This is a genomic window from Vulcanisaeta sp. EB80, from assembly GCF_002078205.2.
Genome location: NZ_LCWN02000009.1, coordinates 1 through 15,758 on the forward strand (window position 1 = coordinate 1; position 15,758 = coordinate 15,758).

The following is a 15,758-nucleotide window of genomic DNA, read 5'->3' on the forward strand; positions in this document are numbered from 1 at the left end:
ATGGGTAGGACAATAGCTGTACTCGGCTACGGAATTCAGGGTAGGGCTTGGGCACTAAATATGAGGGATAGTAAGTTAAGGGTCATTGTGGGGGTCAGGCCAGGTAAAAGTTTTGACCTAGCTAAGCAGGAGGGCTTTGAGGTTTACTCAGTGGCCGATGCTGTAAGGAGGGCTGACGTTATTGCAGTGCTTCTACCTGACATGGTCCAACCAAGCGTTTGGCGCGAGGAGATAGAGCCAAATCTAAAGCCTGGTGCTACCGTGATTTTTGCCCACGGATTCAACATAAGATTTGGCCTAATTAAACCACCAGCTAACGTGGATGTAGTCCTCATAGCGCCCAAGGCGCCTGGAAGGGCTGTCAGGGATGAGTTCGTGAAGGGTTGGGGTGTACCTGCACTCGTCGCGGTCCACCAGGACTACACAGGCAACGCCCTTAAAACGGCCTTAGCCATTGCCAAGGCTAACGGCTTTACTAGGGTTGGTGTCATAGAGACAACCTTCGCTGAGGAAACCGAGACGGACCTAATTGGTGAGCAGACCGTGCTTGTGGGAGGATTGATGGAGTTAATTAGGAAGGGCTTCGAGACGATGGTCGAACTTGGGTATCAACCTGAGGTCGCGTATTTCGAAGTACTAAACGAGGCTAAACTAATCATGGACCTAATATGGGAGAAGGGATTAACTGGCATGCTCCTAGGTGTAAGTGAAACCGCTAGGTACGGTGGGCTTACCGTAGGACCCCAAGTCATTAATGATGATGTTAAGAAGCGCATGAAGGAGGCTGCAGAGAGAGTTAGGAGCGGTGAGTTTGCTAAGGAGTGGGTTGAGGAATACTCAAGGGGTGCACCCAGACTTAAGGAGTTATTAAGCAGTATTGAAAAACACCAAATCGAGATTGTGGGAAGTGAACTTAGAAGAATGATGAGGGGTTAATGACTACTTAAGTTATTGAGAAGAATAATGCATATAAATATTTAAAAATAAACCCAACCAATGGGTTTAACACTCACGGAAAAGGTGCTTAATAGGGCATCTGGAAGGTCGGTATCACCTGGCGAGGTGATTGAGGTTCAGGTGGATTTGGTGGCTTTCCACGATCTAACGGGATATCATGTGGTAGAGGTTATGGAGAAGGTAGGCAAGGTTAGGATTTGGGACGTTGACAAGTTCGTCCTAGCCTTCGACCACTTGGCGCCACCACCGACAGAGAGAGCTGCCGAGATTCAAGTTGGCTTGAGGAAGTTCGCTAGGTCCCTCGGTGTTAAGTACTTCCACGATGTTGGTGACGGCATACTACACCAACTGCTTCTTGAAAGGTATGCCTTGCCTGGGCAGGTGGTCATGGCCGCCGATAGCCATACAACCACGGCTGGCGCGATTGGCGCCTTTGCACAGGGCCTGGGTGCTAGTGATATAGCGGCAATAGTGATTACAGGGAGGACTTGGCTCACCGTACCGGAGCCCTTCAGGATTAAATTAATTGGTAAGCTTAATCCTGGTGTTTACGGCAAGGACGTAGCACTCCACATACTCGGTGAATTCAAAGCCGAAGGTCTGAGCGGTAAATCTGTAGAATTCTTTGTAGAGAAGCCGCAAAACTTCCCAATGGATCACAGGGCTACCGTATCCAACATGGGTACGGAAATGGGCGCTGATGCAGCGATCTTCATCCCCGATGAGGAAACAATCAATTACATACGTAATACCAGGGGTATTGATGCTAAACCAATAACGCCCGATTCCGATGCTAAGTATTCCGATGAGTACAATATCGAACTTAATAGACTTGAACCACTAATCGCTGCACCACATAGTGTTGACAACGTCAAGTCAATAAGGGAAGTTGAGGGCTTAGATGTTGACTACGTATTCATAGGCTCCTGCACAAACGGTAGGCTCAGCGATATTGAGGCTGCAGCGAGGATACTAAGGAGGGGTAAGGCAAAGGCCAGGTGCATCGCAATACCAGCCTCAAGGGACGTATTCCTTAAGGCGCTCGAACTTGGCTACATAGACGTGCTAACGAGAGCCGGCTGCGTGGTTACCTACGGAACCTGTGGACCATGCATTGGAGGCCACTTCGGGCTTGTTGGTCCTGGCGAGGTGGCAGTATCAACTAGTAATAGGAATTTTATAGGACGTATGGGGTCTAAGGAGGGTAGGGTATATCTAGCCAATGCGGCAGTAGCTGCTGCAGCAGCCCTAACTGGAAAACTGACTGACCCGAGGTCACTAATGTCTTAACTCGTTAAATTCCACGTCCCTTTAGATACTCAAGCAAACCACCGCTTTTCAATATCTCTAACGCTACTCCTGTTATTGGCTTGGTCTTAATCACCTTTGAATTGTTAATCGTGATCTCGCCTGTGTCTACAATTACGCGTACCCAATCATTCTCATTAATTAACCTGCTAACTCCAGGTACTACGAGTGCTGGTAAGCCGTTGTTGATGGCGTTCCTGTAAAAAATCCTTGCAAATGACTCGGCTAGTACTGCCTTGACACCCGCAGCCTTTAACGCAATGGCTGCCTGCTCCCTACTCGAGCCCATGCCGAAGGCTTTACCGGCCACCAGGATGACACCCCTGCTAGCCTTCTCGTAGAAGTGGGGATCTAATGGTTCCATCGCGTGCTTACCCAATACCGCTGGGTCTGTGTAGACTAGGTACTTGGCTGGTATTATAACGTCTGTGTCTATGTTGTCGCCTACCTTTATCACGGGACCCTCTACCACAAGCACATTATACGCATAGAATTACGCTTTTAAATAATTACTCTATATTTTATTCTTTGGTAATGCTTTATCAACTCCATTCATATTGGGAGCGGACACCATCTATTAAATAGATGGTGGTAATGCTTAAATAGGCAATATATCTGGTGCTATTTTGTATGGGTGGTCTAGAAATCAATAGAGGTCCTTGATACAACGCTAAGGGATGGCGCCCAAGCCACCGGCATATCCTTCACATTGAATGATAAGGTAAAGATAGCACTGCTTCTTGATGACCTAGGTGTCGATTACATAGAGGGTGGTTGGCCTGGGTCGAACCCCAAGGATGCGGAGTTCTTCAGGATAATGAAGGAACACCCGCTAAGCCATGCTAAGTTAGCAGCCTTTGGGATGACCAGGAGAAAAGGAGTTAATGCTAGGGATGATCCTAACCTGGCGGCTATATTGAATGCGGATGTGGATGTTGCGGTCATCGTAGGTAAATCCTGGACACTCCACGTTAAGGAAGTCCTTAGGGCTAGTCCCGAGGAAAACCTGGAGATGGTGTATGAAAGCATTAGGTACCTTAAGGACCACGGATTAAGCATTATCTTTGATGCAGAGCACTTCTACCAGGGGTTTAGGGAGGACCCTGAATATGCACTTAAGGTTGTCAAAACCGCTGAGGAGGCTGGTGCCGAGGTTGTGGTTCTCGCGGACACCAACGGCGCCATGCTGCCCATGGACGTTTATGAAATAACGTCTAAGGTAGTGAGGGAGCTCAAGGTCAAGGTTGGTGTTCACATGCATAATGACTCAGGTTGTGCAGTGGCCAACACACTCATGGGCGTACTCGCTGGTGCCAGGCATGTACAAGGGACCATAAACGGCATTGGTGAGAGGACAGGCAATGCCGACCTGGTCCAGGTACTGCCCAACCTAGTACTTAAGATGGGTTTTAAGGTTCTGAAGGACCCAGCGAGCTTAAGAAAATTGAAGGTAATCTCTAAGTTCGTGTACGAGGCAGCGGGACTAAGTCCAAACCCGTACCAACCCTACGTGGGTGACTTTGCCTTCTCCCATAAAGCCGGACTTCACGTTGATGGCGTGTCTAAGGTTACCAGGGCCTATGAGCACATAGATCCCGAATTGGTTGGTAATTCGAGGAGATTCATTGTTTCAGAACTAGCTGGGGCATCAAACCTACTCATTTACCTGATGGATTTAGGTATCAACGTCGATAAGGGGGATCCCAGGCTTAAACGGGCTCTGGATAGGATCAAGGAGCTTGAGAATGAGGGTTATAGCTTCGACTTGGCCCCAGCATCCGCAATACTCATAGCGATGAGGGAGCTTGGGCTATTCAGGGATTACCTCAGGATTGATTATTGGAAGGTCATTGGTGAGGGCTCGTTGAACATAGCCGTCGTTAAGGTCAACAACGAACTAAGCGTAGCCGAGGGCGTAGGCCCAGTCCACGCCGTGGACTTAGCTATAAGGAATATAGCAACTAGGGTATACCCAGAGTTGGGACGGGTCAAGCTGACGGATTACAGAGTCGTACTACCAGGGGAAGTCAAAAGCACGGAGAGTGTAGTTAGGGTACTTATGGAATTCAATGATGGGAAAGTAACGTGGAGAACCATGGGGCTATCCACGAGCATAGTCCACGCAAGCATACTGGCACTCCTAGATGGACTCAACTACTACATCCTCATGAGAAACCTAAACCCGCAACAACTTAAACATGAAGTAGAAAGATAGCATATAACCACATCCAAATACCCCTTAAGATATAACTTGGTTTTCAATTAGGTGTTAATATGAGCGTTAAGATCACCGCCTGGGATGCCGTGTTGGGATTATTAGGAGTATATGTGAGATTCCAGTAATAATTAAAATAAATAATTAATAATTAAAAATATTGATTTTAGTAAATAATTGCCATGGATACTCCCACTATTATTATTGCTATTTATATTACGATTGGTGGTATATATTTTGTTGAAGAAGGTAAATTTTAAATAGGTATAATGTGCGTGCCTATATAGGTGGTGAGATGGAAATGGAAACCAAGTACTAGAGAGGGACCTCCGGGTTTCAAAGATCGGTGGTTCCCTACTGACAAGAGGGTCTGTTTTGAGGACTATAGGTAGGGTTGTTGGTAGGGACTTCGGTGGAAAACTAATCCTTGTTATCTCGGCAATGAAGGGTGTAACAGACTTGCTTATCAAAGCCTTCGATGAGCACAATCCCGCGATAATAAATGAGGCTCTCTCGGTATACATGGACGAGGCTCACGACCTAGGCTTGAGCCCGTACGTTAGGTTCCTGGAGTTAGTTAATGAGGAGTTGCGTAGGTTCATAAATCTCGGGGAACCGTGGGTTAAGGATTACGTGGTCGTCCATGGTGAGCTCCTCTCGTCGTTACTCGTGGAGGGGGTTCTAAATGATGTACTTGGCGTCAAAGCCAAGGCAGTCTATGAGCCGGGCCTGGTTACGAATCAGAATTGGGGCAATGCCGATGTGATGCATGAGCTGAGTAGTGGTAATGTTCGTGCTAAACTCCTAAACCTGCTTGGTAAGTACGATGTACTCATTGTACCGGGTTTCCTCGGCGTGACCCTGGACGGTAGATACACATCACTGGGTAGGGGTGGCAGTGATTACACAGCCTCATTACTGGCTAGTTACCTAAACGCGTCAAGGCTAACATTCTACACGGACAGCGGTGGCTTATTAAGCGGCGACCCCAGGGTTGTGGATGACCCGGTGCTCATTAGAGAAATTTGTTATGAGGAGGCATACGCAGCATCGATAGTTGGCGCCAAGAAGTTCCACCCAAAGACCTTCGAGCCATTACTTAAGAGTAGGATTTTAACGCTGATAACGAGTCCATGGCTTGACTATGGGACGTATATAAATAATAGGTGTGTAGAGACGCCTAAGATAGTTAATGTGGGTAGGGTTGGGGATAGTAGGTATAAGGTCTCAGTTGTTGGGTGCGGTATAGCTAATAATGAGAGCTTTATCCGCGAGATCGTGAGTATCGCTTCGTCATACAAGGTGGAGCACGTAATGCATGAGGGGAGTCACGTGGTCTCCCTACTCAGTAACGGTAACGGTGAGGATACCTTACGCCTAGTTAAGGACTTGCATAGGTGGGTGAGAAAATGGGTAGGGTGAGGGTCTCCATACTAGGCTCCACAGGGCTTGTTGGACAATGGATGGTTAAGCTTCTCGAGAATCACCCATTCATCGATGTGGTTAAGTTATCCGCATCGCCGGGTAAGGTTGGGCGTAGGTATGGCGACGCTGTCCACTGGTTCATACCCGGCGATATACCTGAGTATGCAAGGGACATAGAGTTAGTATCCACGGAACCCCTTGATCACAAGGATGTTGATGTCGTATTATCGGCATTACCCAACGAGGTTGCCGGTTCCGTAGAGAGTAAATTGCTTGCCTCAGGAATTAATGTTGTGTCCAACGCATCACCGGAGAGGTTAAGCCCCAGTGTTCCTTTGATAAATCCCGAGGTTAATTGGAACCACCTTGAGATTCTTAGGAGTACTAAGGGTAATTGGTTGGTTAAGAACCCGAATTGTACGGCCGCGATAATATCAATGCCCCTAAAGCCACTCCAGGACTTGATTCACGAGTTGCACATAGTCACACTGCAATCCGTATCAGGCGCGGGTTACCTGGGGCTCTCCTACCTGGCGATTGATGGTAATGTAATACCATTCATAAAGGGTGAGGAGGAAAAAATTGACGCGGAGATAAACAAAATGCTTGGAAAACAATCACCGGGCAATTATGAGCCATGGGAAAAACCCATTTATGTAACATCGACGAGGGTACCCGTTAAGTATGGGCACATGGCAGTAATACACGCTGTACTCAAGGAGCCAATGGATCGGGATAAGATAATTAATGCCCTAAGGAACTTTAGATCATTACCCCAGGAAGCTGAATTACCCACGGCACCTAAGGAACCGGTGAAGGTGCTGGATAGGATTGATGCGCCACAACCCGCTAGGGATTTAGACCCAATGGCTGTTAGTGTGGGTAGGGTTTCGGTTAGGAATAACGTGCTTAGGATGGTTGTTTTGGGCGATAACCTCGTCCGTGGGGCTGCAGGAATAACAATCCTAACATTAGAGACCATGAAGCATTTGAAATTAATATGATCTATTTTTAATTGGACTTTAATGCCTCATTGCATTTAATATGTCTACTAGATCCGTCAACACCGCCTGGGCTGTCTCGTATTTACCAGCGCCGGACCCTATTATCGTTAACTCACCCAGAGTATCAAGTCTTAACCTCAGGGCGTTCAGGTTTCGTGACACGTGGGCTAGTATATCGTTCTTATCCAGTGGTATTGGCTTCACATATGCCTTATCCTTATCGGCATAGGCTATCAACTTAACGACCTTATCACCATACCCCCTGATGTCAATGCCCCTAATTCCCCTAACCTCCATGCCCTCTAACTCATGTTTCCAACCGATGACCCTCGACAAAATTATAGTCTTCAATGCCGCATCAAGCCCATCAATATCTAGAGATGGGTCCGCCTCGGCATAGCCCAATTGCTGGGCGAGCCTTAGTGCATCATCGAAGGACAAGCCCTCCTCATACATCTTAGTTAGAATGAAGTTTGTGGTACCATTGAGAATGCCCATGAATGACTCCACGTGAGCTCCAGGTAATAGGTTGAGTATGTTGAAGGATGGCGTACCAGCCATGACGGTGCCCTTAAACCTAACGAGCTTACCATACCTCCTACTTAACTCCATCAACTCATCGTAATGAAACGCTATTGGGCCCTTATTAGTGGTGATCACGTGCTTACCACTTCTCAATGCCGTGGCTAGGTATGTAAATGCGGGTTCACCCTTTGACCTCACAACAAGGTCCGTGAACTCACACATTATATCTGCATTGCTTTCAGATATTAACCTTGGAATCTCATCAACCTCGACCTTATCTCCTAATAACCTGCCTTGAATTGCCTCATTAAGTATGCTAGGTTTTGGATTTATTATGTGACCACGCCTCCTATCTATTATTTCCGTAACAACGACATTGAGCCCCAACCTACCTTTAACCCTGGTGAGTAGCTCAAAGAAACCCTGCCCAACATTTCCAAAGCCTACTATTAAGATCCTAATTGCCTGCATTATGTAACTACATTGTGCTTTCGCATTTATTTAAAGTATTACGTGAGCTCAATACCCTATTAATTTGATGGTAATGCTTAAATAACCTATTTAACAGATTATCAGGGGGTTTGAAATGGAAACCAGGAACTAATAAAACCCTTCAGTAAATACGTCCTTAAGTGCCCAAGGTGTGGTTACGAGGTTGAGCCAAGCCCATTCGTCATGAGGTGCCCAAGGTGTGGGGAACTTCTCGATACCTTAGTGGACACGGGCAAGGCTCACATTAGGTGGGGTGAGCTTCGCGGTAGGGGTGTTTGGAGGTATAGGGATTTGTTGCCAGGGTTGAATCATGTTGTTACCATGGGTGAGGGATCGACACCATTAATAAGGTTGAGGGAGTATCCAAATGCCTATGTTAAGTTTGAGGGTGCAAATCCAACGGGTTCCTTTAAGGATAGGGGCATGACTGTGGGTGCGTCGTTAGCGGTATCGCTGGGTGTCAGGGGTGTTGTTGTGGCATCCACGGGTAACACCGCCGCATCTGCCGCAGCCTACTCAGCCAGGGCTGGGCTTGAGTGCGTGGTGGTTCTTCCCAAGGGTAATGTTGCGAGGGGGAAGCTTGCCCAATCAGTACTACATGGTGCACGTATTGTGGAGGTGCCTGGTACGTTTGACAACGCCTTGGAGTACGTACTCGATACTGTACTTAGTGATGGTGCTGTTAATGACATCAATTACTATCCACTTAATTCGATAAATCCATGGAGGCTTGAGGGTCAGAAGACCATAGCCTTTGAAATTATTGAGGAGATTGGAGTACCGGACTTCGTGTTTGTCCCGGTGGGTAATGGCGGTAACATCTACGCCATATGGAAGGGCTTCAGGGAATTGCTTGAGTTGGGTGTTATTGATAGGGTACCTAGGATGATTGGGGTTCAAGCTGAGGGCGCGGCACCAATGGTCAGGTACTGGAGGGGTTTGGGTGAGGCTAGGATTGATAATCCAAGGACAGTGGCATCTGCAATAAGGATTGGGAAACCCGTTAACTGGTTTAGGGCGTATAGGGCTGTTAAGTACAGCAACGGCTTATTCCTCGAGGTTTCTGATGAGGAGATAATAAGGGCCCAGGGAATGTTGGGTAGGGAGGGTGTTGGTGTGGAACCTGCGAGCGCAGCTTCCTTAGCAGGTTACCTAAGGGCGTTGAAAGAGGGTATTGTTGATGTGAACGATAGGGTAGTTCTAATTGCAACAGGCCATGCGCTTAAGGATCCCGATATCCTAGTTCGAGACAATGTTCAGTCTATAACTATTTCCTCACTGGAGGAATTAAGGCGTTTACTTAAAACGTGAGGGATAATTGCAAGGTCGTGTTGAATTTAAAGTAAGATTGAAAAAGGTCATACAGGGTAGAGTGGTACTTGGTTTAGGGCTGTTGTTTCCTCAAATCCTAAGGCCACATTCATAGCCTGTACGGCTTGTCCACTGGCCCCCTTCATTAGGTTGTCAATTGCTGATAATATCACTAACCTACCCAACCTATTGTCTATTTCGAAGCCAATATCCACGAGATTAGAACCTATTACGTACTTAACGTCTGGATATCTCTGGAACCCAGCCCTGTCCTTCACAAGCCTGATGAATGGTTCATTGCCATACATTGACCTATACACCCTCCATATGTCTGGTTCAGACACATCCTTAACAAGCCATGTGTGCGATGTCGTTAGTATGCCCCTAACCAAGTCCACAGCATGTGGTGTGAAGGCTACGCGAACCCGCCTATTAATTAGTAGACCCAGTTCCTGCTCTATCTCAGCGGTGTGCCTATGGTGAACAACCTCGTATGGCCTAATGACGTATGTCCTGAACGGGTGCAGATCGAGCCTTGGTGCGTGGGCGCCAGCTCCAGAGCTTGATATCTTCGCATCAACCACTATCCTATCGGTATCGATAAGGCCGGCCTTAACGATTGGCGCCAGTGATATTATTGCTGCCGTCGCCATGCAGCCGGGTACGGCAATTAGCTTAGCGCCCCTAAGCTCCTCCCTATGTAATTCGGGTAGTCCATACACAGCCTTAGCCAGCAGGTCTGGGTATGGATGCGGCTTCTCCCAGCCATACCACTCGACATATGCCGCAGGATCCTTAAGTCTAAAATCTGCTGATAGGTCTATCACAGTGATGCCGCTCTCGTACAGCTTGGGAACCCACCCAAGGCTTTGCCCATGGGGTAAGGCTAGGAACACGACATCCACGTCATGCTTAAGTACGGAGTCTATGGTTGAATCGATGAACGTTAAGTTAGTCCTGCCCCTAAGGTTTGGGTGAACCCTGAATAGGTATTCGCCCTTAAACTCCCTAGACGTTGCGCAGGACAATTCAATGCCTGGGTGATTAATTAACAGCCTAAGCAACTCACCACCAGTGATTCCACTGGCCCCAACAACACAGGCCCTATACCTACCACCTACCATTTAACCACCCCACGATTGCATTCATGAATTGATCGATATTCTCCACGGTTAACTCAACCCTGGGGTCAAGCCCTAGCACCATCTGTTCGCCATTATAGGTACCGATTACGTAGGTACATAACACACAACCTATATCCCTACTAAGCCTCAATAACGTGCTCTCCAAAGAACCACAACCAACACACCTATCCCCAATAACCTGGGCATTGAATAATTTCTCGGGTGCCTTCATGAGCATGTTCACCCTGGCCAACGAATTCTCCATATACATCCTATGCTCAGCTATTGATTTACTACCTTCCCACGTTATTACAACACCATCAAGCCCAAGCGATGGGGCTGGTGTAGCCATATAAGCCCTGCCGATGCCCCTAACAACCTTAGCCACAACATTTGGGTCAAGCGCTATATTAAACTCGGGCGTTGGGTACCCCATCTTCCTTAGCTCTTTAAATAGTAATGCCCTATTTATCCCCATGGCATAAACATTATGTGGGTTCAACGTATTATTAAACAGGCTTGATAGAACGAACGACTCGAAGACATCATCTAGAAGTAATACGGCCTTACTTTGCATAGGCTTTAACGCATCATTCTTGACATTAACAGCACCAACCTTAAGCCCAGTATTGAGTAACTTATTGTATAATTGCTGCTCTAGTGGTCCATACTTATCAAGGACGAGGACGAGGTCTTGCCCCACCGCTTCAATTACAACCACCTAGGAAGGTCGAGGCGCCTGTGAAATTTAAATATTTTCTTTATCAAGTACAGGGGTATAGGATTCCCTATTTTTATGGGCGCAATACTTATATAGCATATGTATATGCCCACCCGTGGCAGTGATGGAACGGGAACCACTAATAGGGACAATCCCAGGGGATCCTCGATATCCATACTCTACGATATACTAAGGATTGAGGAGAAGCTGTTAATCAATGAATTTAAGGCACTTGGTGTCGAGGTTAGGCTTGTAAACATTAATGACATGTCATTGAACCTTAATGATTACGAGGAGGGTTTCGACATCGTGCTTATTAGGGCGCTGAGCCACTCTAAGGCCGGCTTGGTGGCGCGTATATTGAATATACGTGGGATTACAACGATAAATAATGGTATGGCCATAGAGAATTCCTGGAATAAGGCCATTGCACTGTCAATACTGGCTAGGTCGAAGGTGCCTGTGGTACCTACGAAACTCGTATTATCAACAAACCTGCAGGGTGATGGTATTAATTACCCGGCCATTGTTAAGCCTGTCCACGGGTCCTGGGGCAGGCTAGTGAGCCTAGTGGGTAGTAGTGATGAGTTATCGCTGCTCCTCAAGCATAGGGCCCTTGGCGACTCCTACTCCAGGGTTGCCATGGTACAACCCTTCATCGGTGACGGCACGGATTACAGGGTTTTCGTTATTGGCGGTGAAGTCGTGGCTTCAATGATGAGGAAGCCAAGTAATGGTGATTGGAGGAGTAATGTGTCAAGGGGTGGCGCTGCCCACGGTGTTAGGTTGGGTGATGATGCCTATGAAATAGCTGTCAAGGCAACCGAGGCCTTGGGGCTTGATTACGCAGGTGTTGATTTACTCTATAGTCCTGGGGGTGGTTACCTGGTCAACGAGGTCAACGCAATACCCGAGTTTAAGGGCCTGATGGGTGCCTCAGGCGTTAATATACCGCGTAAAATAGTTGAGTATGTATTAAGCGTCGCCAGGAGGTGATTCGACAATGAGTGATGACATACTTAGGTTTGAGGATGAGTACCTGGCTAGGTATTACAGTAAGAAGCCGTTGAATATTGTCAGGGGCAGTATGCAGTATGTGTGGGATTCGAGTGGTAATAAGTACCTAGACATGCATACAGGCTTTGGCGTGGCTTTCTTGGGCCATACGAACCCGAGGATTGTTAACGCAATCAGGGAGCAACTCGATAAAATATTCACTGTGCCACTAACGTTTTATAACGAGACTAGAGCCGAGTTCGTCAAAGAATTCTCCCGGATATTACCTAGTGGCTTCGGAAAGGTGTTTCTTCAAAATAGTGGCACTGAGGCTGTTGAGGTTGCATTGAAGATTGCCAGGAAGATTAGTAAGAAGGCGGAGTTCCTTGCATTCCTAAACTCATTCCATGGGAGAACCCTAGGCTCCCTATCCGTTACCGGCAATGAGAAGTACAGGAGGGCCTTTGAGCCATTACCCTACCGGGTCAGGTTCGCGCCGTTCAATGCCGTTGAACAGGTCGATAAGTTGGTCACCGAGGACCTAGCAGCAGTAATTGTAGAGCCCGTGCAGGGCGAGGGAGGGGTTAACCCAGCAAAGCCTGAGTTCTTAAAGGCTCTGAGGCAGGTGACTAGAGAGAGGAATGTGCTTTTGATATTCGACGAGGTACAGACGGGGTTCGGTAGGACGGGCAGTGTGTGGGCCTTTGAGCGTTACGGCGTTGAGCCAGACATATTCACCGCGGGTAAGGCAATAGCGGGTGGTTTACCCATAGGTATTGCCGTGGTTAGGAGGGAGTTCGGCGATGTATTCGACTCGAGCGAACATGGCAGCACGTTTGCGGGTAATCCGTTGGTCATGGTAGCGGCTAGGGCTGGCGTTGAGGTTTTGATCAGTGAGGATGTGCCCAGTAAGGCCAGGGCGCTTGGTGAGAGGTTCATGAGGATTCTGGAGGATGAGGTTGGGAATCTAAAGCCAGTGCTAAGGATTAAGGGCCTCGGGTTGATGCTTGGTGTGGAGTTGAAGAAGAGGGCTGAGCCCTATGTTGATAAGTTGATTGGTTTAAGGCTACTAACGAGTGTGGCTGGCGGCACAACAATTAGGCTATTACCACCCTACTGCATAAACGATGATGATATTAATTTAGCGGTCACAGCATTAAAGAACGCCTTAGCCGAGTAATTTTACTAGCTCATTGACTATCCTGGTTAACTCCTCATCACTCAATGGCTCCCTCCTAAGCCCATTGTCATATAACGACTTAACCCTCTCATAAACTGCATCGACGAGCTCCTCATTAACGGCGAAACCATGTAACCTAAGCCAATGCCTAATCGAGGACTTCCCCGAATATGGCCCTATCATTATCCTGGCCTCACGACCAACAAGGCCCGGGTCCATGGATAGGTAGGTAATTGGGTTCCTCAACTGGGCGTCTATGTGTATCCCGGCGGCTGTGGTGAAGGCGTTATCGCCAACTATGGGTTGGTACGTAGGCACCCTATAACCCATTGATGAGAAGACCTCAATTACGTCTCTAAGGACCCTCGGGTTCATACCATCAAGAGACCCCTTAATCCTAGTGTACCAAATGATTAATGACTCTATCGGCACATTGCCAGCCCTCTCCCCAATACCAAGCAACGTACCATTATTCACACTAGCACCATACAACCAGGCAGAGACTGCGTTGGCAACGGCCATGTGGTAGTCACCATGGCCATGGAATTCCAAGTTCTCGCTAGACACACCCAACACCCTTCTAAACACCCACACAAGCTTTGGTATACTGTATGGCAGTGAGGCGAAGGGGTATGGAACACCAACACCTGTCGTGTCCGGGAGCTTAATTACAATATCCACACCATACCTCTCGCCTAACCTGAGCAATTTCTCGACGAAAGGTATTACGAAGCCGACCACGTCAGCCCTAGTCACATCCTCCAAACTACACCTAAGCCTAACACCACCCCCCAGCGCATACTCAGCCGCCTCCAGGTACTTCTCAACAACCCTATCCCTAGTCGAGCCAAACTTATACCTAATGTGTATGTCGGATATGGACATGAGCATCACCATCTCATCAAGCCCAGCCTCCCTAACCAACCTGACATCATCAACCCTAGCCCTACCCCAACCAATAACCTTGGGATACTCGAGATCAAGCTCCCTAACAGCCTTAACAAGCCTCCTATCCCTCTCCGTATAGAGGAAGAACTCACTCCTTATTATCCTACCACTACCATTATCCAAATTCCCAAGCAATTTAAAGAGCTTGACCGCATCTTCGACGGAGTAGTACATGTAAAAGGCCTGTTGACCATCCCTAAACGTTGTGTCGGTTATGAACAACTCACTCGGGATATCAGGCTCCACATAAACTCCATCGAAAGATAACCTAGGCGGTAATGGCCATTGACCTACAACATCCTTAAGCACGCTGTCAACATCTACGTAATCAATACCCTCCCTCCTAAGTAGTTTGATTAACTCCTCCGCATTGCCTGGGTTACTACCTGGGACTTCAATAGAGACCCCCGGGCTTATGTGGAAATAAATAATTTATAAATTTTACCCTCAATAATAAATAATCATCTATATGGTAATTACTTGTAAATATTCATAAATTCAACAATGGCTTGTTTATAGACCTCAATGGCCCTTAGGTAATCCTCAACAAGTATGTACTCTTCGAGTGAGTGCGATGAAAAACCGTCGCCTGGCCCATAGGCTACAAGGTTCCTTGTTAATTGGGCTAGATCATTCATGTCGCTGGTACCCCATTTCCTCGCTAGCACCGGTTTTTCACCCAGGACCTTTATTATTGCCCTAGACACAGCCCTCATGGCAGGGTTATCAACTGGTACCTCCACGGGCTCCGTACACCACTTAATGTTTATGTTACCGTAACCACCGAACTCATTACCCAATTTAATGATTGCATCTCTAACGTCATTGCATGACTTGCCGGGTGGTATCCTAACATCCAGTACTAACCTGCAATTGCTCGGTATCATGTTCTCCGCCCTGCCGCAATTCATGATTGTTGGAGTCACGAGGAAGTCCTCATAATTCACACCAGCCCTTAGGTACTCACGTAATCTGTTGTACACCTCCATGGCTATCAATATGGAATTCGATGATAGGTCAGGATTCGATGCATGACCACCCCTTGTCTTAATCGTAACTTCTACTTTCGTTCCACCCCTGTACTTATTCACCACCTTATTGACACCAGTGGGTTCGCCAACTATGACGCCGTGAGGCTTGGGCACGTGGTTACCCCTTATCAGGTTTGCGGTGCCCAGGCTATCGCCCTCCTCGTGAATCACCGCCGTAAGCACCAGGGTACCCCTTGGCAACTCGCTCTCCATGAACGCTATCGCCATGGCCATGAGCGGGCCCTTATCGTCACTAGCACCCCTACCGATTATTTTATTGCCCTCGCGCTTAACCTCTATGAAGCCTGGTATCGTGTCCATGTGCGCATGGAGCCATAGCACGGGCTCGCCACCACCCCTAACGGCTATTACGTTGCCCACATTGTCGACCCTAGCATCGAAGCCGTTCATAACCAGTAACTCCCTGAGGAACTCCGTAAGCCCATGCTCCTCACCCGTGGGCGAGTATATGCTCAGTGCCTCCATCAATAGTTTTAACCTAGCCTCATCAGTGAACATGG

14 protein-coding genes are annotated in these 15,758 nt (G+C 47.7%); 8 read left to right on the forward strand and 6 right to left on the reverse strand.

The features are described 5' to 3' along the window. Complete coding sequence (gene ilvC, locus B7L70_RS02875) at positions 1–936, forward strand: ketol-acid reductoisomerase (protein WP_081226398.1); 936 nt, start codon at positions 1–3, stop codon at positions 934–936. Between the two features lie 60 nt (positions 937–996). Continuing rightward, positions 997–2,247 carry a 3-isopropylmalate dehydratase large subunit gene (locus tag B7L70_RS02880; protein ID WP_081226399.1) on the forward strand — a complete coding sequence of 417 codons (1,251 nt, stop codon included), beginning with the start codon at positions 997–999 and terminating at the stop codon, positions 2,245–2,247. 4 nt (positions 2,248–2,251) lie between these two features. On the opposite strand, the gene B7L70_RS02885 is transcribed toward B7L70_RS02880, so the two are convergent. Then, complete coding sequence (locus tag B7L70_RS02885; RefSeq protein WP_081226400.1) at positions 2,252–2,743, reverse strand: 3-isopropylmalate dehydratase small subunit; 492 nt, start codon at positions 2,741–2,743, stop codon at positions 2,252–2,254. Between the two features lie 171 nt (positions 2,744–2,914). On the opposite strand from B7L70_RS02885, the gene cimA reads away from it, so the two are divergent. The 3 genes from cimA (at position 2,915) to asd (ending at position 6,909) form a co-directional block, all read left to right on the forward strand. Next, entirely contained in the window at positions 2,915–4,480 is a 1,566-nt protein-coding gene (gene cimA / locus B7L70_RS02890; protein ID WP_081226401.1) for a citramalate synthase, read from the forward strand. A 375-nt stretch (positions 4,481–4,855) separates the two neighbouring features. Further along, complete coding sequence (locus B7L70_RS02895; protein ID WP_238376063.1) at positions 4,856–5,902, forward strand: aspartate kinase; 1,047 nt, start codon at positions 4,856–4,858, stop codon at positions 5,900–5,902. Further along, the gene (asd, locus tag B7L70_RS02900) at positions 5,890–6,909 is read left to right on the forward strand and encodes an aspartate-semialdehyde dehydrogenase (protein ID WP_081226403.1); all 1,020 of its coding nucleotides are present in this window, start codon (positions 5,890–5,892) and stop codon (positions 6,907–6,909) included. Before B7L70_RS02895 ends, asd begins: the two co-directional genes overlap by 13 nt. Positions 6,910–6,927: 18 nt before the next feature. On the opposite strand, the gene B7L70_RS02905 is transcribed toward asd, so the two are convergent. Beyond that, positions 6,928–7,905, reverse strand: a complete 978-nt coding sequence (locus B7L70_RS02905; RefSeq protein ID WP_081226404.1) for a homoserine dehydrogenase — start codon at positions 7,903–7,905, stop codon at positions 6,928–6,930. A gap of 204 nt (positions 7,906–8,109) precedes the next feature. On the opposite strand from B7L70_RS02905, the gene thrC reads away from it, so the two are divergent. After that, the gene (thrC, locus tag B7L70_RS02910) at positions 8,110–9,237 is read left to right on the forward strand and encodes a threonine synthase (protein ID WP_238376064.1); all 1,128 of its coding nucleotides are present in this window, start codon (positions 8,110–8,112) and stop codon (positions 9,235–9,237) included. A gap of 47 nt (positions 9,238–9,284) precedes the next feature. On the opposite strand, the gene argC is transcribed toward thrC, so the two are convergent. Together argC and B7L70_RS02920 are read right to left on the reverse strand one after the other, a co-directional pair. Then, complete coding sequence (gene argC / locus B7L70_RS02915) at positions 9,285–10,361, reverse strand: N-acetyl-gamma-glutamyl-phosphate reductase (protein WP_081226406.1); 1,077 nt, start codon at positions 10,359–10,361, stop codon at positions 9,285–9,287. Beyond that, the gene (locus B7L70_RS02920; RefSeq protein ID WP_081226407.1) at positions 10,348–11,082 is read right to left on the reverse strand and encodes a hypothetical protein; all 735 of its coding nucleotides are present in this window, start codon (positions 11,080–11,082) and stop codon (positions 10,348–10,350) included. The genes argC and B7L70_RS02920 overlap by 14 nt, the downstream gene beginning before the upstream one ends. 105 nt (positions 11,083–11,187) lie before the next feature. On the opposite strand from B7L70_RS02920, the gene B7L70_RS02925 reads away from it, so the two are divergent. Together B7L70_RS02925 and B7L70_RS02930 are read left to right on the forward strand one after the other, a co-directional pair. Continuing rightward, positions 11,188–12,078 (forward strand): RimK family alpha-L-glutamate ligase, encoded by an 891-nt coding sequence (locus tag B7L70_RS02925; RefSeq protein WP_238376065.1) that lies wholly within the window; start codon positions 11,188–11,190, stop codon positions 12,076–12,078. A gap of 7 nt (positions 12,079–12,085) precedes the next feature. After that, positions 12,086–13,258: an aspartate aminotransferase family protein gene (locus tag B7L70_RS02930; protein WP_081226408.1), complete on the forward strand. Its 1,173-nt coding sequence runs from the start codon at positions 12,086–12,088 to the stop codon at positions 13,256–13,258. Here B7L70_RS02930 and B7L70_RS02935 read toward each other — a convergent pair. Both B7L70_RS02935 and B7L70_RS02940 read right to left on the reverse strand, forming a co-directional pair. Further along, positions 13,247–14,515 carry a 2-isopropylmalate synthase gene (locus B7L70_RS02935; RefSeq protein WP_238376066.1) on the reverse strand — a complete coding sequence of 423 codons (1,269 nt, stop codon included), beginning with the start codon at positions 14,513–14,515 and terminating at the stop codon, positions 13,247–13,249. The genes B7L70_RS02930 and B7L70_RS02935 overlap by 12 nt on opposite strands. Positions 14,516–14,682: 167 nt before the next feature. Continuing rightward, the gene (locus B7L70_RS02940) at positions 14,683–15,756 is read right to left on the reverse strand and encodes a M20/M25/M40 family metallo-hydrolase (RefSeq protein WP_081226410.1); all 1,074 of its coding nucleotides are present in this window, start codon (positions 15,754–15,756) and stop codon (positions 14,683–14,685) included. Positions 15,757–15,758: the final 2 nt, after the last annotated feature.

Excerpts from the sequence above, each read along its gene's own strand:
- argC (WP_081226406.1), bottom strand. The coding sequence starts at position 10,361 with ATGGTAGGTGGTAGGTATAGGGCCTGTGTTGTTGGGGCCAGTGGAATC.
- ilvC (WP_081226398.1), top strand. The coding sequence starts at position 1 with ATGGGTAGGACAATAGCTGTACTCGGCTACGGAATTCAGGGTAGGGCT.
- B7L70_RS02925 (WP_238376065.1), top strand. The coding sequence starts at position 11,188 with ATGCCCACCCGTGGCAGTGATGGAACGGGAACCACTAATAGGGACAAT.
- B7L70_RS02930 (WP_081226408.1), top strand. The coding sequence starts at position 12,086 with ATGAGTGATGACATACTTAGGTTTGAGGATGAGTACCTGGCTAGGTAT.
- asd (WP_081226403.1), top strand. The coding sequence starts at position 5,890 with ATGGGTAGGGTGAGGGTCTCCATACTAGGCTCCACAGGGCTTGTTGGA.
- B7L70_RS02940 (WP_081226410.1), bottom strand. The coding sequence starts at position 15,756 with ATGTTCACTGATGAGGCTAGGTTAAAACTATTGATGGAGGCACTGAGC.
- thrC (WP_238376064.1), top strand. The coding sequence starts at position 8,110 with ATGAGGTGCCCAAGGTGTGGGGAACTTCTCGATACCTTAGTGGACACG.
- B7L70_RS02905 (WP_081226404.1), bottom strand. The coding sequence starts at position 7,905 with ATGCAGGCAATTAGGATCTTAATAGTAGGCTTTGGAAATGTTGGGCAG.
- B7L70_RS02880 (WP_081226399.1), top strand. The coding sequence starts at position 997 with ATGGGTTTAACACTCACGGAAAAGGTGCTTAATAGGGCATCTGGAAGG.